Origin of the sequence: Synechococcus sp. JA-2-3B'a(2-13), from assembly GCF_000013225.1 — a bacterium.
Lineage (GTDB): Bacteria > Cyanobacteriota > Cyanobacteriia > Thermostichales > Thermostichaceae > Thermostichus.
In genome coordinates this window covers 2597958-2617303 of the sequence record NC_007776.1, presented here as the reverse complement: position 1 = coordinate 2617303, position 19346 = coordinate 2597958, and the positions used below count along the sequence as shown (strand labels likewise).

Here is a 19346-nt window from a genome sequence, read left to right as displayed (position 1 = left end):
TAGACCTCAGGAGGAAGCTTAGACCTGAGAGAGAGTCATAGGGTATGTCCAGGAAGGGAGCAGTTGCACGGATGAACAAGGTTAGTCGTGCAACAGTTTATCGCTGGCTGAACCGAGAAGACCTGAGGCCGACAACAGTCAAGACCCGCAAGCGCAAGATAGACTCGGCTGCCCTGCAGCAAGACGGAGACCAGTACCCAGAAGCTCGACTGAAGGATAGAGCCCGGTCTGGCGTCCAACCCGTCCTGCCAGCGGGACGGAGTCCTCGCGCTATTGACTGTGCTCTTGAGAATGAGAAGGTGAAAGTAGCACAAAAAAAGAGTTATGGTCATTTCAATTAAACCAGGAGACTGCGCCCACACCTAAAACTTTGAATGCACGGGGCCATAGGGCTTTTCTCAATGGCCCAGGCAATGGCTCAGGCGTCTCACCCTAACCTGAAATGACTACCCGAAATGACCATAAGTACCTGTTTTTCTCCGACAATTGACTTTTGCTGCTGATGCAAACTCTTTGGCAGACCATCGCCCAGCACCTTTCAGAAGCAACAGGGGATCCCATCCAGCCCCTACAGTATCGTTCTGTGGGCGGAGGCAGCATCAACGTCACCTATCGGTTTTCCTGCGCTTCCCAAAGCCCTCTTGCAGAAGGGGTAAAAGACTACTTCGTCAAATTGGCCCGTGGGGGAGAAAGGGCGCTGGAGATGTTTGCAGCGGAAGCTGCGGGCTTGCAAACCCTAGCGGCTGCCCAGGCCATTCGCGTGCCCCAGCCCATCATCTGGGGATCCGTAGGAGAGCAGGCCTACTTGGTGCTGGAATACCTGGAGCTAACCTCGCCCCGTCCGCAGACTGCGGGTTTGTTGGGATCCCAGTTGGCCCAGTTGCACCGCACCCTATCCCCCAACGGCAGCTACGGTTGGGAGCGCGACAACACCATCGGCTCTACGCCTCAGATCAACAGTTGGCGGCAGAGCTGGCTGGACTTCTACCGGGATCAACGGCTGCTCTACCAGGTCAGGCTGGCTTGTCAGCGAGGCTACCGGGGTGAGTGGGTGGCTCACGCAGAGCGGGTGATGGCGGAGCTAGAAGCTTTTTTTCAGGATTACAGGCCAGAACCCGCTCTGTTGCATGGAGATCTGTGGGGCGGCAACTACGGGGCCTTGGCCGATGGATCCCCGGTGATTTTCGATCCGGCCACCTACTACGGGGATCGAGAGACGGATCTGGCGATGACAGAACTGTTTGGCGGCTTTCCGCCGGAGTTCTATCGGGCTTATCAGCAGACCTATCCTTTGGATAAGGGATATCCTCACCGCAAGCCCCTCTACCAGCTCTACCACTGGCTCAACCATCTCAACCTGTTTGGAGAGGGCTACCTAGGCTCGGTGCAGCGGGCTTTGCGGCAATGTCTGCGCTTCCTTGGATAATAGGTTGCATGTCCATTCCCAAGCTCCCGAGGGGCCGGGAGTGAGGGTTCCAAGCGTGTCTGGATTGGCCAGCTAGGAGGTCTTCTCCGGCGACGACTCCCCTGCCATGACCACAGCCCCCATGTCCCCCAACAGGCGCGACTGGTTGCGCAATACCCCCAGCAAATTGAGCCGGCTGGCCCGCCGACCAGGATCCGGATCCATCACCAGAACGGCTTCAAAAAACTGAGCTACCTGAGGGGCTGCTGCTTGCAGAGCTTCCACCAAGGGGACAAAGTCTCCCTGAAGGGCTGGCTCCACCCCCAGGCGATAGACCTTCTGGCAAGCCTCGTACAACTCCCTTTCTGCCGCCTCCTGCAACTGGTCGGGATCCACGGCGGCTGCCGGATCCACCACGGCGTAGTCCAAGTCCCCTTGGGCTGCTAGGCGGGCACAGCGATTGAGGGTGGGATAGAGATCCGCCAATTCCCCGGTGGCCCGCAGGTGTTGCAGGTACTCCGCCCGCAGCAAAGTCAAGGGCAGGTTGCCCAGGGCCCGCATGGTGAGCTCGGCCTTCTGGGGATCCTCGGTTTTGACGGACTCTGGATCCCCCACTACGGCCCTGACCAAGTCGTAATCAATCCGCTTTTCCTCCTGCAAAAGGGTCTGTATCCGTTGGGCCAAAAACTCCTGCAAGGCTCGCAAGGTGTGGACATCGCCAAAGGCATAGTCCTGCACCACGCTCTGCAACAGCAAGTTGAAGTCAAAAGTCCAGCCGGCATCCCAGGCAACCAGCACCAGGCTGTTGGCGGCCCGCCGCAGGGCAAAGCGATCCGAGGAGCCGGTGGGGATCCGCCCCAAGCGAAACATGCCCACCAAGGTATCCAGGCGATCTGCCCAGCCCACCACCCGCCCCGTCAGTGCTGTGGGCAAAGCGTCCCCCGCTCCCAAAGGCCAGTAGTGTTGCTCAATCCCCTCGGCTACCGCCTCCGGTTCCCCATCCTGCCGAGCGTAGTCGGCCCCCATGATCCCCTGCAGCTCGGGGAATTCGTACACCATTTGGGTAACCAGATCCGCCTTGCACAGGTAAGCCGTGCGCTCCACCAGCGCTTGTTCCTGGGCATCCAAGTTCAAGGCAGCAGCAATGAGGCGGCTGATGTGGCGGATGCGCTCCACCTTGTCCCGCATGGATCCCAGCCCTTCGGCAAAAGTAACCGCCTGCAGGCGTTCCACCCGCTGCGCCAAGGGGATCCGCCGATCCTCTTCGTAGAAAAAGCGGGCATCCGACAGGCGCGCCCGTACCACCCGGCTGTTGCCTGCCCCGATCCGCTCCGATTGCCCAGGGTCGCCATTGGAAATGGTGATGAAATAGGGCAGCAATTTCTGGGGATCCCGGCCATCCCGTACCGGGAAATAGCGTTGGTGGATGATCATCACCGTCTCAATCACCGCCGGCGGCAGGCGCAAAAATTCCGGCTCAAAACGCCCCAAAACCGCCGTCGGCCACTCCACCAACTGCACCACCTCCCGCAGCAGAGGGGCAGGGATCTGCGCTTCCCCATTCACCTGCCTGGCCAGCTTGGTTACCTCGGCCTGAATGTACGCTTCCCGCACTGCCGGATCGGGGCTGACCCCGGCCTCTTGCATTTGCTGAACGTAGCTCTCGGCCCGCTCCAGAGTGACCTGCTGGGATCCCAAAACGCGGTGCCCCCGGCTAACCCGCCCGGCCACCAAGCCCGGCATGGTATTGCCCTCGTGGGTCGGCAGCAGCAAAGGCAGCACCTGATCATCCCAAAGGGAAACCAGCCAGCGAATGGGGCGCGGAAACTTCAGATCCCCGCAGGCCCAGCGCATCAGCCGTTCCCCACTCAAGTTGGTAATCCAGGCGGGTGCCAATTCTTGGAGCACGGCTGCCGTCGGTCGGCCCCGCACCCGCTGCACCGCAAACACAAAGGATCCCTTGCCCACTTGCCGGATTTCCAGGCTGCCGGGATCCACCCCTTGTTTTTGGGCAAATTTTTCCCCGGCAGGGGTGAGCTGGCCATCTTGGTAGGCGACCTGAACCGGCGGCCCCTTCACCTCCAAAGTGCGATCCGGCTGCTGGGTGGGCAACCCCTGCAACAGAACCGCCAGGCGGCGCGGCGTACCGAAAAGCTGCATCTGCTCCGCTTGCAAATGGGCCTCCGCCAAAGAGGCCGGGATCCCGGTTCGCCACTGCTCCAGAGCCGAATCCACAAAACTGGCTGGGAGCTCTTCACAGCCGACTTCTAGCAAATAGGCAACCATACTCCTGTGCTCCGCAGGGCACTATCCCCACTTCCTCAATCAACATAGTCTATGGCTCTGGGCCTCCCTTCTGGCTCACGACTGCTCCGAACCTGGGGTATCCCAGTTTACCAGGGGAGCCGGGGCGTCGTTGAGACAAGAGCTCCAGTCCGCCAGACAACACCCCAATGCCATCCCTGTCAAGTGGGCTCTGCGGCCGCCAGAACCCCATCTCCTTGGCGCAAGGGATGAGCTGAATCCCGTGGCAAATGCACCACGATGATGGGAAGGCTGGGTCGGTTGCGGGCGATGGTCTCCGGCTCTCGGCCCAGACGCGACCGGTTGCCGGTTTCGCTGGGAACCAATACCAACACATCTCCTGGCTGCAGCGCTTTGAAGGCTTCCGCCACCACCCCCCCCTGCACCCGCTGAACCGGCAGGTGAGCATAGCTTTCTGCCGGCAAGGCTGGGGAGCTTTTCCGCCCAGGTCGGGTTTGCACCAGCAGGATCTGCAAACCCGCTTTCAATTCGCCGGCCAGCGTTTGCGCCAGCCCAATGGTCTGCTGCAGGGATCCGGGAGAGACCTCCGGCTCCGGTGCAACCAAGAGGATGCGGCGCGCCGTCTCGATGGGTACCGGAAACCGCGTAATCAAGACTGGGATCCCCACCTGCCGCACCACCGCGTCGATGATGCTGCCGAAAAAGTTCTCCGCATAGGTGGAGTAGCCCTTCCAGCCCAGGATCACCAAGGTTGCCTGCCGTTCCGCCGCCGAGCGAATGATCCCTTTTTCCACCGAGTCATCCACCCGCCGAATCGGCTCCACTCGGGTCACGGCGCTGTGGGCCAGAGCTTCTGCAAAGGTCAACAACTGCTCTTGCCGAGCCAGGGCTGCCGGCGAGATCCCAGCACGGTCAGACAAAACATGCAGCGGCAGCAGCGTTCCCCCATCTTTTTTGGCCAAAATCAACGCCAACTGCAGCAGGTTGCTTTCGGTATCCGGGTTGGCCACCGGCACCAAGACGCGAGCTCCCCAATCCGGCTTGGGCAATTCGGTGGACTCTGCGGCCACCTCGGTGGGCTGCATTTGCTCTCCCCAGCGGGCCACAATCCAAGGCGAGGCAACACAGGTCACGAGGATCATGGCAATGGTGCCGTTCACCGTCAGCTCATCCACCAACTCCACCTGAAAGGCCACCGTGATCGCCGCCAGGGTAGCCGCCGCCTGAGCCATCGACAAACCGAACATGATCATCGTGCTGGCAAAGCGCCAGCCAAACAGTTGGGCCGGGATCCAAGCGGCCAGAAACTTGCTCACCACCTCCGCTGCGATCATCACTCCGCCCACCAGCAGCGTGCGCGGCTCCCCCAAGAGAATACCGGGATTGATCAGCATCCCCACCGAGATCAAGAAGAAAGGCACAAACAGGGTGTTGCCGATAAACTGAATCCGGTTCATCAGGGGGCTGAGCTGGGGGATGATAGGGGTGATGGCCGTCCCGGCCAGAAAGGCTCCCACCACCGGCTCAATGCCGATCAACCCCGCTCCGTAGGCCACCACAAACAAAGTGGCGATCACGAAAGTAAACTCTGCTCCCTCGTCGTGACCAAAGCGTTGAAAGAACCAACTGCCCAGCTTAGGCACCCCCCACAGGGTGGCAAAGGTGTAGAGGGCAATGGAAGGGATCAACGTCAGCCAAAAGCGCAGCGACAGCTCCCCTTGGTGGGCGCGCACCACCACCGCCAGCACCAACAAAGCCAGGACATTCGTGATAAGGGTGGCCCCCAAAGTTGCCGTCACCGTCTGCAGGCGCATCAACCCCAGCTTCGAGATGATGGGCAGACCGATCAGGGTGTGAGAGGCAAAACAAGAGGCCACCAGCACCGCCGCCAGAAAGCCATACCCAATGGCCAACATGGCTGCTGTGCCGATGAGCATGGGCAACAGAAAGGTGAGCGCCCCGAAGAGGGTGGCCTTCCCGGCATTGAGCTTCAAATCTTCCAGACTGGTCTCCAGCCCCGCCATGAACATGAGAAACAACAGCCCCACCGTGCCCAGCAGGATGATGGTCTCGTCCCGCCGCAAGATGCCCAAGCCGTAGGGCCCCACCACCAGCCCAGCCAAGATTAACCCGATGATCCCCGGCAGGCGCAGCCGCTCAAATAGCAAGGGAGCCACCAGCATGATGGTCAGGATGATCAAAAACACCAGCACCGGATTCTCAACAGGGCCGATCAGGGCTAGAGGGATCCCCGAAATTTGCAGCCAGTTAGCCAGCATAAATCACCCGACAGACAGCTAATGAACAGACCCGGCAAAGCGCCCGCATGAGTCTATCAGATCCCTCCAGATCCAAGTAGCTCTCGATGCCCCACAGACTTTGTCCGGCCTTCAATTACTGGCAGGGCGTTTAATAAGTACTTAAAAGCACATCAAATACATTGGGAATGAAGACTGCTGGGCAGGGATGGCCGGAGAAAGGCAAGAGAAACTCCCGAGAAACACGCATTAGAATCAGAGGGTACATGCTCCTAGGCTGCCTATGCACCAGCTTGCTCCTGGAAAAGTAATCGGCCAGCGCTATCAACTGGTTCACAGCATTGCAGCAGGTGGCATGGGGCGGGTGTTCAAGGCTGTCGATACGCGCCTGTTCAACCGTCCGGTGGCGGTCAAGCTGTTGCACCAAAACTTAGCAGGCGATGACAACACCCGACGCCAGTTGCACAAACGTTTTCAGCAGGAAATTCGCATCAGCACGCTGCTGGGGGAGCACCCTGCCATTGTCAAGGTATTGGACTATGGCCTAGAGAACGACCAACCTTACCTGGTGATGGAATACCTGACGGGGCGCAGTTTGGGGGAGCTGATGCTCAAGCAGCCGGTGCTGCCGCCTCAACAGGTGGTGAGGATTGCCCGCCAAGTGTGTGCCGGTCTCTATTACGCCCACAACCTAGAGACCGAGCAGGATGGCCATCTCATCAAGGGGGTGATCCATCGCGACATCAAACCCAGCAACCTCTTCGTCCTGAAAGATGAAACCCTGGGGGAAACCGTCAAAATCTTGGATTTCGGCATTGCTAAGCTGCTCAGCGAGGTTTCCCTTGCCCTTGGCACCCAGACCACCGGCTTTTTGGGTACGGTGCGCTACGCCTCTCCCGAACAGGTGCGCGGGGAAGCCCTGGATGCCCGCTCGGATATCTACTCGTTTGGCGTGGTGCTCTACCGCATGTTGACCGGGCAACAACCTCTGCGACCCAAGAGCGATTCTTTCCCCGGCTGGTACGAGGCCCACAATTACCAACAGCCTCAGCCCTTCGATCGCTCGAATTTGCCCTATGAGATTCCGCTGGAGCTGGAACAGGTGGTGCTCTCCTGTCTGGCCAAAGATCCCGACCAGCGGCCCCAAGATATGAAGGTTCTCAGCGCCCAATTGGAGGGATCCCTGCACTCCCAGAGCGCTGCCAGCTCTTCCCTCGCGCCCCCCCCAACCGCACCCATCTTCTCCGAGCGCACCCTGGCGGCGGTGGATGCAGGGCAGTCGGGCACACACCTGCTCAGTACCCAGGCAGAGCCCGAGGCCAAGCCGTTTCCCCTCTGGGCTGGGATAGCCCTTTTTGTTGTCATTGCGGGGAGCACCTTCTGGGGCCTGCGTCTGCTGTTGGATCCGGGCCCAGGCAGCGAAAGACCGCCTGCTGCCCCCGAACGCCCCCTTCCAGTCGGCGGTGCAGAGCACCCTGAGCGGGATCCCTCAGCCACTCCTGAACCCCTGCTGGACTGGCTGCCGCGGGATCCGGAGGGCAAACCGGTGTTTGAGGATGATCCCGCCCCAGATCTGGGAATCGGTGAGTCCGCAAGCGAGCCCACACCCAGGCCAGCGGCAACTCCAGAGGCAGTGTCCTCTACCCCTCAGCCCCCTGCTCCAACTCAGCAGGTGTCACCTCCTCCTCCAGCCCCTGCTGTGCCTCCACCCCGACCGGTTGCAGTGCCCACACCCCCTGCTCCACCTTCTCCAGCCCCTGTCCCAGCCAAACCTCTCCCGCCGCAGCCCATCAATCAACCTTTGTTTCCCCAAGTGAACCGGGTTGCTCCAACTTCTGCTCCCCTTGCAGCCCCTCCAACCCAACCTCCCACCCCTGGCTTTCTGGAGCGATTGCGCGAGGAGCGAGAACGCTTGGGGAAAGACTAGGCGCAAAAAAGGGATCCCCAAGGATCCCTTCGCAAACAGAGACATAGGGCTAGTCTTCGATGGGATCCCCCGTCAAGGGATCCCAGAACAGGTGGAGTCAGGCGGCAGCCAGCCGGGCATTGGCGGCATCCCAGTTCACCAAGTGCTCCAGGTAGGCATTGATGAAGTCAGGCCGCCGGTTTTGGTAATCCAGGTAGTAGGCGTGCTCCCACACATCCAAGGTGAGCAGGGGCGTTTGACCGTGAACCAGCGGATTTTCGGCATTGGGGGTTTTGGTAACCTTCAGCGTGCCATCCTCCAGCACCAGCCAAGCCCAACCACTGCCAAACTGGGTGGCAGCCGCCGTCTTGAAAGCCTCGACAAACTTGTCGTAGCTGCCGAAATCGGCGTTGATCTTGTCGGCGATAGGCCCGGTAGGCGCACCTCCCCCGCCCGGCTTCATGGATTCCCAGAAAAAGGTGTGGTTCCAAACTTGGGCGGCATTGTTGAAGATACCCACTTTGTCAGGATCCCCAAAGGTGGCTTTGATGATCTCCTCCAGAGACTTGTTGGCCAGATCGGTGCCCTCGATGAGCTTGTTCAGGTTGGCTACGTAGGCCGCGTGGTGCTTGCCGTGGTGGAAGGAAAACGTTTCTGCCGACATGTAGGGCTTCAGCGCGTCGGCAGGATAGGGCAGAGCCGGGAGTTCAAAAGCCATAATCGTCTGTCCTCTGTGTCTTGTGCAAGGAATGCAAGAAAGAACGCGGTGAAGGGTCAGGAGAACCAGAAAAAGGCGTTACCTTTCTTTGCAGTTTTAGTGTAACTCAGAATCAGTACGCGCTGGGATCCCTTGGACACCTCGATTCCGGTTGGAACCCTGCTCGACCCCAGAGAGGTGGAATCGCGGCTGTCTCAGCGCAATTGCCGATAACCACTTGTTGGCCAGCGGTTGGAAAAGCGAGATGTCCCAGCTACAGAGGGCTAACGGGATCCCTCCCGCAGCAGCTCGATCAGCAGGGGAGCGACATCCCTGAGCAGGGGGATCAAAACAGCCGTGATGGCGGCGATGGTCACTACATTGCGGGTGAAGTTGAGGGTATCGCGGCTGAGCTGGAAAAACCGCTCGTCCCACCGTTTGACCTCGGCCTCCAGACGTTCTTCGGCGCCAGCAATGCGTTCCTCGGCTCTGGCAATGCGCTCCTCGGCCCTGGCAATGCGCTCCTCGGTGCCGGCAATGGTTTGCAGCACCTCTTGGTTCTGTCGGGTCAGTTGGGCGATGGCCTGGGCATTGGCCTCCACCGTGCGCTCGATACGCGCCAGCCGCTCTTCGCTGTAGGTCATGGTCGGGGAGGGGGAAATTGATGCGGGCTGGGGAAGTCCTGAGGTGGGATCCCTTGCAGAGCCTCGGTCATAAAGCGCTTCCAGGTGGGGGCAACAAAGGCCCCGCCGGCGGTGCCGGGCAGCATGGGAGAGTTGTTGTCGTTGCCGATCCAAATGGCGGTGGACAGTTGCGGCACGTAGCCGATGAACCAAGCGTCGCGGAAATCGGAGGTGGTGCCGGTTTTACCGGCCACGGGTCGCCCGTCATCCAAACGAGCCGCCGTCCCGGTGCCTTGGGTCACTACCCCTTTGAGGATTTGGTTGAGCGTAGCCACCGCCCAGGGATCCAAAACCCGCTGCGGCTGAGGCCTGGCCTCGAAGAGGATTTGGCCGTTGCGATCCACCACCTGGGCCAAGAGGGTCGGCTCCACCCGATATCCGCCATTGGCAAAGACCGCATAGCTGGCCGCCATCTCCAGGGGGCTGACGCTGGCCGAGCCCAGAGCTGTAGCCAAGTTGGGGAACATCTCGGCAGTAATACCCGTGGCCTGAGCCGCTGCAATGACGTTGCGGATCCCGACATCATCGGCCAACTTGACCGTGGGCACGTTGCGGGAGAGCTCCAAAGCCCGAGCAAAGGTGAGGGGGCCATAGAAGGTGTTGTCGTAGTTTTTCGGGCTGTAGGGTGGCGAGCCGGGATAGGTGACGGGGGTATCTTCCAAGATGCTGCCGGGTGAATAGCGCCCGCTGGCCAGAGCCGCGTAGTACACATAGGGCTTAAAGGTGGATCCCGTTTGGCGAAACGCCTGGGTGGCGCGGTTAAATTGGCCCCGCTGAGCGTTGATCCCGCCCACAATGGCTTTCACATAGCCGGTACGGGGATCCACTGCCGCCAAAGCCATTTGATCGGCACGACGAGCTGCCCCAATGCGGGGGCCATCTTCATTGACAATGCGCTGGGCAAGGCGCTGCAGACGCAGATCGATGGTGGACTGAACCCGCAGACCTCCTTGCATTAGAGCTTGTTCCCCATAGCGGCGCCGCAGCTCCGCCTCAATGGCGTCGGTAACTGCTGGGGCGTTACTTTGAAAGGAGGTAATGCGGCCTAAGGTCAGCTTTTGCTCCCGCGCCGCCTGGGCTTCCTCGGGGGTAATCCACTTCAGCTCCACCAGACGATCCAGCACCAGGTGTTGCCGCCGTTTGGCTCCCTCCAGGTTGCGAAAGGGGCTGAGGGTTTCCGGGGCCGGCAGGATCCCAGCCAACATCGCCGCTTCAGCCAAGTTCAGTTCAGACGCATCCTTGTTGAAGTAGCTGCGGGCCGCCGCCTGGATGCCGTAGAGATTGTGCCCCCAGTACACCTGGTTGAGGTACATCTCCAGGATCTCGTCTTTGCTGAAGACCTGTTCTAGGCGCACCGCCAACACGATCTCGGCGACTTTACGGCTGAGGGTACGCTCCGGCCTCAAAAACAGGTTCTTGACCAACTGCATTGTCAGGGTGGATCCCCCCCCCGCCGAGCCTATACCCCCCTCCACACTGCCTAGGATCGCCCGGCCCAAGCTGACCGGATTAATGCCTGGATGGGTGTAAAAGTGGCTGTCTTCAATGGCCAGCAAGGCCTTTTTCATCTCCGGCGAGACCTGTTCAAGGGAGATCACTTCCCGGTTGGCCTCCCCGTGTAGGCTGGCAATGGGCTCGCCCCGAATATCGACAATGTGGGTGGTGGCAATGGGCACGTAATCCCGCAATTGATGCACGTCCGGCAAGTTGCGAAAGCTAATGGCCAGCCCCACCAATCCGGCAGCCGTTGCCGTGGATCCCAAGAGCAGGGATCCCAGCAACAGATTGCCCACCACACCGGCAACCTGGGCAATCCGGGAGGGGCGGGTGGGTGGGGTATAGTCGGCATGCTCGTCAAACCCCGATCGGGAAAAGGGGGAATTGGAGAAACGCTCCAACCCCGGCTTTCTCGCCCGGCGGGCCAATGGTCTGCGACCGTAGGTCACGTCAAAAACCCTGTCACGTCCGTGTTGCAAAGCAACAACAAGCCAGACCCATTATAGGGCGGCGTCTATTGGGGCAGCAGGATGGCCAACCCTGCCCATCGACAACTCCAACCGGGCTAGGGGGAGAAGATCTTGAGTTGAGAATCGAGCATCTTTTGCGTGGGCTTAAAATGGCTCATGGGTTCAGCCGGAGGAGCAGGATTTGAGTATATCGTCAGCCTCAGTTTCGCCAGCGTACCGGGATCCGTTGATAGCCCAAATTGTTGAGCGGGGAGTGGCCGAGATCTTTCCAGGAGGAGCTGCTGCCCTGGCGGAGCGCTTGGCGCAAGCGGATCGTCCCCTGCGGGTGAAGCTGGGCATCGATCCCACCCGACCGGATCTGCACCTGGGGCATTCGGTGGTGTTGCGCAAGCTGCGGCAGTTTCAGGATGCGGGCCATGTGGCCATTTTGCTCATTGGGGACTTCACAGCTCTGGTAGGGGATCCCACCGGCCAATCGGAGGCCCGTCCCCGCCTCACCCCGGCAGAAGTGGAGGAAAACGCCCGCACCTACTTGGAGCAGGCCGGCAAGATCTTGGATTTTGAGACCCCTGGCCGGCTGGAGGTGCGCCGCAACAGCGAGTGGCTGGCCCACCTGACTCTCAGCGAGCTGATCGAACTCCAGGCCCAGATGACGGTGGGGCAGATGCTGGCCAAAGAAGACTTTGCCCAGCGCTACCAAGCCGGGACGCCGGTATACTTGCACGAATTTCTCTATCCCCTCCTGCAGGGCTACGACTCGGTGGCTCTGGCAGCCGACGTAGAACTGGGGGGAACCGACCAGCGCTTTAACCTGCTCACCGGTCGGGATCTGCAAATTTGGAAGGGCCAAGCGCCGCAGTTTTGCCTGACGGTGCCGCTTTTGGAGGGGCTGGACGGGTACCAGAAAATGTCCAAGTCCAAAAACAACTACGTGGGGCTGACTGAGGATCCCCTCACCATGTACTCCAAGCTGGAGAAGGTGCCGGATCACCTGGTGGAGCGCTACTTTGAGTTGCTCACCTCAGTGCCCCTTGCCGAGCTGCCGCAGGATCCCCGCCAGCGGCAGATCCTCCTAGCCAAGACCCTAGTGGCCCAGTTTCACTCCCCTGCAGCGGCAGAAGAGGCCCAGCGCACCGCCCAAGCCCTGGTGCTAGACGGTATTCTTGCCGAAACGGGATCCATCCCCACCTTTGCCATCGATGGGTTGTCTTACCCTGTTAAACTCAGCTACATCCTGCGTGAGTGTGGCCTGTGCAAGAGTGCCGCCGAGGCCCGTCGGCAGATTCAAGGGGGCGCCGTGCGGCTGGATGGGCAAAAGGTGGAGGATCCCGACCTGGAGTTTGCCCATGCCTCGGAGCTGGCCGGGCGGATTTTGCAGGTGGGCAAAAAGGCCTTTCGTCGGCTAGTGAAAGGCGCAGATTAGTCTTCCCCTCTCCCTGCGGGAAAGGGGTGAGGGGATCCATCAACGGGCAGGCTTGAAGCCGAGTCCGGTTTTTTTCTGCCTGGTCTTGGCTGGGGGATCGGACAGAGGAGAAGCTGACGAAGTTGGCGGGAAAACGGGCTCCGGTTTGGGCCGGATCGAGCCCGCCTCGGCTACTGCCTCAGAGAGCTTTTGCCGCACCAGCTCCTGAGTCTCCAAAATGTTGGGATCCGCCGCCCATTCCGGGGCCTCTCGAACGGGATCATCCTCGGAGGTGAACTCCAGATCGTAGGTCTCGGCGCGGTAATCGGGGCTGAAGCATTCCCAAGCTCGCAAACTGTAAAAATAGGGGAACAAACGCACAATGCGCTCAATATCCAGGTGCTCGGCAAAGCGACGAAAAGCCTCTTCTTCAGACACCGGAAAAGGGGCGTAATGTTCTGAAACAAACCACCGCAAGAACTTCCGCGCCTCTGGGATGATCTGCTGGGCAGGCAGGGATCCCAGTGCTCCTGCATTAAAACAGTTCACCAGCAGATGCTCCAGCATTACCGCGTTGTACTCGGCAAAGCAGGTTTGCTCGCGGCTTTCCACCGGCTGCCAGGGCATGTTGCCGTTGGCGGCAATGAGCAGGTGAACCAGGTCATGGGAGGGGTTGGTTTGGATGTAGCCGTGCCCCTCCAACTTGGCGCCATCGCAGCTAAAGAGCTGGTGTTGGGGGCTCCAATAGAACTTGAGTTGCTTTGCCGCCATGTTCAGTTCTCCTCCTCACCCAGGGGATCCTTTTAGAGCTTACACCTGCACTGATGAGCTGCTATGAACTATAGGCCACGGAGGAGAGCGCCGGCTTATTTGACAATTGGTCAGCGAGAACGCTTGCCACAAGTGGCAAAACAAAGGGGTCTTTATCTCGAAGCAATTCTCGGAGCAGACAGGCTTTAGCCGCCCTACTAGGCTCAAAGCTGAGACCCGCTGTGCTCGCATTGTGAAAAAAGATGAACTCGAGATCCTCTAACTGCAGTAAAAATCTCTACGCCTACACCAAGCGCTACAGTAGCTTTCGGAATTACTGGGTGGTATTGTAACTCCCTACTTTCATGCCACCCCACTATGCTTGCACTGGCAGCTGCAATGACTGTAAAAATACAGCCCGGTCAAGTAAAAAGCCAAAAAGCTGGTTGGCTGCTTCTCCTGGTGCTCGTGGGAAGCTGCCTTGTCGGCTGTGGCTCTTCCGGCGGTACAGGCATTGATCCGTCTGCTGTGGGATCCCAAGCTCGCCTGACGTTCAATGGGGCTCTGACCCGCTCCTTTTCTGGCACACAAGGGGAAATGGAGTTCAACATCGCCCTCTTGCAAGGCGGGGATCCGCCCCAACCAATAACCCAGCTCTCTGCCAGTCAGGTCAGCCTGCAGGTAAACCGGGTAACCGATTTGCTAGGGATCCCGCAGCCGGTAACCTTGACCCTGACACCCACCCGGATCGAGAACCCCCCGCCGGATCTGCCTCAGCGGCCTTTGCTCATGGCAGTGCTGATGGATGGCTCAGGCAGCTTGCTGGTTTTGGATCCCCAATCTCGGCGCTTCCTGGCTGTTTTTCGGCTCTTGGATCAATTTCGCCCTGCACCCCTGGATCTGGGCGCCATTCTGCGCTTTGACAACCGGGGGGCAGGTTTTGGCCTTACAGCCCTGGGGCAGCCTCTGCGCACAGCTCAGCTATTGCAGGACTTCACCGGCGACAAAGAGCTGCTGAGACGAGGCGTTTTGCGCGCTGTTCCGGGGGGGAACACTGCCCTCTACGATGCCACGGTAGAAGCCGGGCGTTTCTTGAGCGACTTTCGGCCCACCGAGCGTTTCAACCGCCGCTTGGTGGTATTCACCGATGGGATTGACAACGAAAGCACCCGCTCCATCAACCAAGCTACTCAGGAGCTGACAACTTTGGCCAGAGAGCGAGGACAAAAACTCACCGTGTATGTGGTTGGGTTGGGGGTCGATTTGAATCTTCTGGAGTTACAGCGTCTGGCTGCAGCTACTGAGGGGACTTTTGTGCTGGCACGGTTTGCGGATCAACTTAGCTAAACCGCCGGGAAGCCCCGCACTCTCTGCAACAGCAGGAGGGTCGGGATGAAAGGCGTATATATCCTGTGCCATAATCAACATGGCTGTACAAAACGGCGTTGCCGGAATCTGGTACAGCTACGCGGTGGGACATCCCGTGTCTGCGCGTGGAGGGTTCTTGCAGTAGCTCCCCGATGAAGCGCGAAGCCCACGCTGTACCTGTAGGGTCAGTGATGGGAGTATGTCACTTTTAATCAGCTTCGCTTTGTGGAAGATCTCATTCGCGTTTGCTATGCCCCAGAAGGCGATCAATCGGATCAACCCTGCCGCCTCCGCATTCCGGTGCCTCTACCTCCTGCACCGACGGACTTTCCGACACCTCGACCCACTCCTGCCTCTACCCCGACACTAACACCGACGCCAACACCGACGCCAACCAACTAGGTAGGAGCATGCCTCTAACCCCCAAAACCCTGAACTTTGCTGAATTTACTGAGCTTTAGGCGGTTTGGCAAAAGTCATTGAGAGGGATATAGTAGACCAAGTTTCCCCCTGATCCTTGAGTCCACCGCAACGGTTGCCGGGAAGTGAAGGGGGAAAGCGCTCGGGGGGTATTCCTCAGGGCTTTGCGGGATACCGCCTTCCTGCTCAGAGATAGGCAGGATGCGATCGCTTCTTTCCTGAACCATGTTCAGGGGAGTTCAGCGTGAATGTATCAGAGCCGTGTAGCCATGCCCTTGGAGAAGTTGGTCCCGCTATTGCGGTCGCAAAAGCGTTGCGTAGCGATGACGGCTTTCCCCCAGGTGGAGTGAGCCAGTCGTGGAGATATCTATCGAGGTTTGACAGCGCTTGCCGCCTGTGACGGTGGGATGTCAGGCTGAGACAGGAGTGGTTTTGCAGTCGGTAGGAACCATGACGCAGCGTGCCCAAGGATTTTGGCAATGGGGATCCCTTTGCCGGATTGGCCTCTACGTAGCTGCTCTGCTCTGCGGGGTGGCGCTCTGGGGGATCCCGGCCTTGGCTCTGCCCCAGGGGGATGCCATTACCGATCCACGTACCCTCTTGCGGCGGGCGCTACCCATCTCAGAAACGAAGCTGCTGGAGGTTGATGAAGCCATCTCCAAAATCGACGCCGACCTGAAGTACAACCGCTGGTCGGCAGTGCGGGGAGATGTGCGCCAGGTAGAGCACCTCTTGGATCGCCATGGAGATTCCCTGCTGGCCAGCTTGCCTCCGGATCGGGTGACCCCAGCCTCTGAACAGATGGCTGCGCTGCGGGAGCAGTTGCGGGTGATCGGCCAAGCCAGCGAGCGCAAATCCAAAGGCAAAGAAGAGGCCCGCGCTGCCTACGACCGTCTAGTGGACGAGTTGGGATCCCTCGAAAACAACTGGGTGGGGGCTTTCCCCTACACAGTGCCTGCTGAGTATGCCGACAAACCTCAGCTCTTGGGGCGGGCAGAGGTGGAGCTAAACACCACCGCTGGGCGCATGGTGATCACCTTGGATGGCTACAGCGCCCCCCTCACTGCCGGCAACTTCGCCGACTTGGTGCAGCGGGGCTTCTACGATGGCCTGACCTTTGACCGGGTGGAGACCTTCTTCCTGGCGCAGGCCGGGGATCCCCCTGGCCCTGCCGATGGCTATGTGGATCCCGCCACCGGAAAAATTCGCACCATTCCTATGGAGATTCGCGCCAAAGGCGAGGTGATGCCCCGCTACGGCCAAACTTTTGATCAGATGGGCCTGTGGGATGTGGAGCCGGCCTTGCCTTTTTCTGCCGAAGGGACGGTGGCCATGGCCCGCTATCCCGACGATCCCAACAGCGCTTCTTCCCAGTTTTTCATCTTCATGGCCGAACCGGATCTCACCCCCGCTGGGCTCAACCTGATGGATGGCCGCTATGCGGTGTTCGGCTACGTTACCGAGGGAACGGAGGTGCTGCGCCACATCAAAGTGGGGGATCGGATTTTGAGTGCCAGATTGATTTCCGGCCAAGACAACCTCAAAACTGGAGCCTAGAGGGGATCCCTTCCTTCCTGCCTAACTGTGTCGATAAGCCGCCGTACCGTCGCCGCCCCTGAAGAGGGCTGGAAGCGAAAGGGAAATTTGCCCCTGACCAACAGGCGCAGCCCCAGAGGCACCAAGCTGAGCAGCCCTTTGGGATCCCGGCCCACCACCTGCAGGGCAAAGCGGCGCTCATCTATCCAACCACCGGAGCGCACCAGTTGCACCAGAGTCTTGCGGTGGCGGATGGCTATGGGCAAGGACTCCGTCCGAATAGCGCGAACAGCGTGCTGGCGGGAACGGTCGGTGGGCAGAGCAGCGGTCTTGTCTACAGGGCGGGAGAGGATCCCCTGTTTGAGTTCGGTGATTTGATCCAGAGGTGCCACGCCCATCGGGCAGACGCTGTTGCAGTTCCAGCAGCGGGTACAGCCCCAGACACCAGCCAAGCTATCCAGAGCCTGCAGGCGTTGTTCCCGTTGGCTGTCGCGGCTGTCTTGGACGAGGCGGTTGGCTCTGGCCAGAGCATGGGGGCCGACAAACTCTGGGTTCACCTCTTTGGCATTGCAATCGGAATAGCAGGCTCCGCAGAGAATACAGCCACCGGCAGCGTTGAGATGCTCCCGTTCGGCAGGCAGCTGTAAAAACTCTCGCTCCGGGATGCGTCGCCCCGCCGTGCTGACAAAGGGATCCACCCGGCTGAGATCGTTCCAGAAGGGCTGCATATCCACCACCAGATCCCGCAGAACGGGCAGGTTTCCCAGAGGGCCGATGCGAATAGGCTGCGGCTGGGGGCTGCGGGGATCCAGCTCTTCGCCCACATGTCGGCCACAAGCCAAGGCTGCCCTACCGTTGATGCGCATGGCGCAACTGCCACAGATGGTGTTGCGGCAGTTTTTGCGGAAGGCCAAGCTGCCATCCTGCTCCCACTTGATCTGGTTGAGGCAATCGAGAATGGTGGCGCCAGGGGATGTCTCCAGCCAGAAGGACTGCCAGCGGGGCGGCTCCGGCGGCAACTGTCGGAAAATCTGAAATTCTACTCGCAAAGTGCTCTGCACCGCTGAAGGGAAAGGGGATCCCATCCTAGCTCTCTCCCTATTGCTCCGCAACGCTAACGGGACAGCAGAAGTGGCTACAACGCGCGGCTGAGGGCGCTCCCCGGCCCCTGAAACAACAGCCAAGAAATAAGGAAGTTGGTGACAAACACGCCCAGCAGCGCCGTAACCACTGCATCGGTGGTGGAGCGACCCACCCCCTTGGCTCCCCCGCTGGTGGAAAGGCCCCAGTTGGAGCCGACAATGGCGATCAAAGACCCAAACACCATCGCCTTCAAACAACAGACGAGCAAATCCCAGGAGCTCAGAAGGGTTTGCGCCGAGTTGAGAAACACTGCAGGAGAGATGTTGTAGGCCGAAGCGCAGATGATCATCCCCCCCACCAGCCCCGTCAGCAGGGAGAGGATGGTGAGCACCGGCAGCATCAGCCCCGCAGCCAGCACCCGCGGGATCACCAGATAATCCACCGGATCGGTGCGTAACAACAGCAGAGCGTCGATCTGCTCCGTGACCTTCATGGTGCCCAGCTCGGCGGCAAAGGCGGATCCCACCCGTCCGGCCAAGATCACGGCCGTCACCACCGGTGTCAGCTCGCGGGCAAGGGCAATCGCCAAAACCCCCCCAATTAGCGAGGAAGCGCCAAAGTTGATGAACTCCCGCGCCAACTGGATGGTGAAAACACCGCTGATCACCACCGCCGTAATCAAAACAATCAGCAGCGACTCCAGACCCACCGCCGAAAGCTGATCCAGGGTGTTGCGGCGATGGATACGACCCCGCATCAGATGCAAAATCACCTGGCCGGCCAGGAGAAAACTGCTGCCCACCCGCTGCAACCAGCTCATGGTTTCCGTCTCAAGAAGCCGTTATCGCTAGGCGACGCTTTGGCGACCCCGTTAGGGGGGCGGAGTCCTTCGGGGTTGCCGGCTCCGCTGGCAGCTGAAAGCTGGGCACAAACGAGGCCCGTGTCAGGGGTTGATCCAGGATCAGCCCCTCTCCCCCCAGCACTTCTAGGGCACGGCCTTCCACCGAGATCCAAACCCGGGCGCCGGGGTTTTGGCTGGTGGCGGTGTAGAGCACCTGCGTGACCCGGCTCATCATTGCCGTGGCTCCCCCCCCCTGGGTAAACTCTGGGGAAAAATTGAGAAAAATATCGTCACCTTCCACCCGCACATCCAACACCCGCGTCTGGGGTGGAATGGCGCTGGTAAGGTGGGGATCCCTGGGGCCGGCAATCAGCTCCTCCAGAGCCAGGCGGATGGCTTCCTGAGCGTCGAAGGCGCGAACCGTGCGCTCTTGCTGCACATAGTAAATGGAGTTGTCGGCACTGGTCAGCCAATACAAGGAAAGCGTCTGCCGCGGCCCAATGGTGTACCACCAGGCTGCCCCCATCGCCCCCAGCCCCAGCAAAAAGCCGAGGATCCCCAGTTGTAGGGCCCGGCCCCGACGCGGGCGGGAACGCCGTCCTCCCAACCTAACGGAGCTGAGCTGTGCAATACGGCCTCCGTAGTGGCTCATCGCTGGCAACCCCCTGTCTTACCTAGCTCTAGGGTAGCGAAGAAAAGCCCACTCTGCCGGGGATCCCCCATAGGCTGGACAGGCAAAAGTGCGGCAGCAACTGGGATCCCTTG

Annotated in this window: 15 protein-coding genes; 6 read left to right on the top strand and 9 right to left on the bottom strand. The window is 59.9% G+C overall.

Annotated elements, in window-relative coordinates:
- Positions 1-44 precede the first annotated feature (44 nt).
- A complete protein-coding gene (locus CYB_RS15725) occupies positions 45-341 on the top strand; it encodes an IS630 transposase-related protein (RefSeq protein ID WP_083757663.1) in 297 nt (98 codons plus the stop codon).
- Positions 342-502: 161 nt separating this feature from the next.
- Positions 503-1426, top strand: coding sequence for a fructosamine kinase family protein (locus CYB_RS11970; RefSeq protein ID WP_011434078.1), 924 nt, complete (start codon positions 503-505; stop codon positions 1424-1426).
- Positions 1427-1498: 72 nt separating this feature from the next.
- Here CYB_RS11970 and glyS read toward each other — a convergent pair whose 3' ends face one another.
- On the bottom strand, positions 1499-3691 hold the full coding sequence (gene glyS, locus CYB_RS11965) for a glycine--tRNA ligase subunit beta (protein WP_011434077.1): 2193 nt from the start codon (positions 3689-3691) through the stop codon (positions 1499-1501).
- A 179-nt stretch (positions 3692-3870) separates the two neighbouring features.
- On the bottom strand, positions 3871-5949 hold the full coding sequence (locus CYB_RS11960; RefSeq protein WP_011434076.1) for a cation:proton antiporter: 2079 nt from the start codon (positions 5947-5949) through the stop codon (positions 3871-3873).
- A 262-nt stretch (positions 5950-6211) separates the two neighbouring features.
- On the opposite strand from CYB_RS11960, the gene CYB_RS11955 reads away from it, so the two are divergent.
- On the top strand, positions 6212-7855 hold the full coding sequence (locus CYB_RS11955; protein WP_011434075.1) for a serine/threonine-protein kinase: 1644 nt from the start codon (positions 6212-6214) through the stop codon (positions 7853-7855).
- 97 nt (positions 7856-7952) lie between these two features.
- Here the strand turns inward: CYB_RS11955 and CYB_RS11950 are convergent, their stop codons facing one another.
- From CYB_RS11950 to CYB_RS11940, 3 genes are all read right to left on the bottom strand, one after another.
- The gene (locus CYB_RS11950) at positions 7953-8552 is read right to left on the bottom strand and encodes a superoxide dismutase (RefSeq protein ID WP_011434074.1); all 600 of its coding nucleotides are present in this window, start codon (positions 8550-8552) and stop codon (positions 7953-7955) included.
- A 263-nt stretch (positions 8553-8815) separates the two neighbouring features.
- A complete protein-coding gene (locus tag CYB_RS11945; protein WP_011434073.1) occupies positions 8816-9175 on the bottom strand; it encodes a hypothetical protein in 360 nt (119 codons plus the stop codon).
- On the bottom strand, positions 9172-11160 hold the full coding sequence (locus CYB_RS11940; protein ID WP_148202768.1) for a transglycosylase domain-containing protein: 1989 nt from the start codon (positions 11158-11160) through the stop codon (positions 9172-9174). The genes CYB_RS11945 and CYB_RS11940 overlap by 4 nt, the downstream gene beginning before the upstream one ends.
- Positions 11161-11407: 247 nt before the next feature.
- Between CYB_RS11940 and tyrS the strand changes: the two genes are divergently transcribed.
- A complete protein-coding gene (tyrS, locus tag CYB_RS11935) occupies positions 11408-12604 on the top strand; it encodes a tyrosine--tRNA ligase (protein WP_369791775.1) in 1197 nt (398 codons plus the stop codon).
- 39 nt (positions 12605-12643) lie between these two features.
- Here the strand turns inward: tyrS and CYB_RS11930 are convergent, their stop codons facing one another.
- Positions 12644-13354, bottom strand: a complete 711-nt coding sequence (locus tag CYB_RS11930) for a hypothetical protein (RefSeq protein WP_011434070.1) — start codon at positions 13352-13354, stop codon at positions 12644-12646.
- Positions 13355-13801: 447 nt separating this feature from the next.
- Here CYB_RS11930 and CYB_RS11925 point away from each other — a divergent pair, with 447 nt between their 5' ends.
- Together CYB_RS11925 and CYB_RS11920 are read left to right on the top strand one after the other, a co-directional pair.
- Entirely contained in the window at positions 13802-14680 is an 879-nt protein-coding gene (locus CYB_RS11925; protein WP_187147239.1) for a vWA domain-containing protein, read from the top strand.
- Positions 14681-15571: 891 nt separating this feature from the next.
- Positions 15572-16678, top strand: coding sequence for a peptidylprolyl isomerase (locus tag CYB_RS11920; RefSeq protein ID WP_011434067.1), 1107 nt, complete (start codon positions 15572-15574; stop codon positions 16676-16678).
- Here the strand turns inward: CYB_RS11920 and CYB_RS11915 are convergent.
- The 3 genes from CYB_RS11915 to CYB_RS14135 form a co-directional block, all read right to left on the bottom strand.
- On the bottom strand, positions 16675-17706 hold the full coding sequence (locus CYB_RS11915; RefSeq protein WP_011434066.1) for a succinate dehydrogenase/fumarate reductase iron-sulfur subunit: 1032 nt from the start codon (positions 17704-17706) through the stop codon (positions 16675-16677). The genes CYB_RS11920 and CYB_RS11915 overlap by 4 nt on opposite strands.
- 86 nt (positions 17707-17792) lie before the next feature.
- Positions 17793-18560, bottom strand: a complete 768-nt coding sequence (locus tag CYB_RS11910; protein ID WP_041436771.1) for an MlaE family lipid ABC transporter permease subunit — start codon at positions 18558-18560, stop codon at positions 17793-17795.
- A 10-nt stretch (positions 18561-18570) separates the two neighbouring features.
- Positions 18571-19233, bottom strand: a complete 663-nt coding sequence (locus tag CYB_RS14135; protein ID WP_011434063.1) for a GerMN domain-containing protein — start codon at positions 19231-19233, stop codon at positions 18571-18573.
- Positions 19234-19346: the final 113 nt, after the last annotated feature.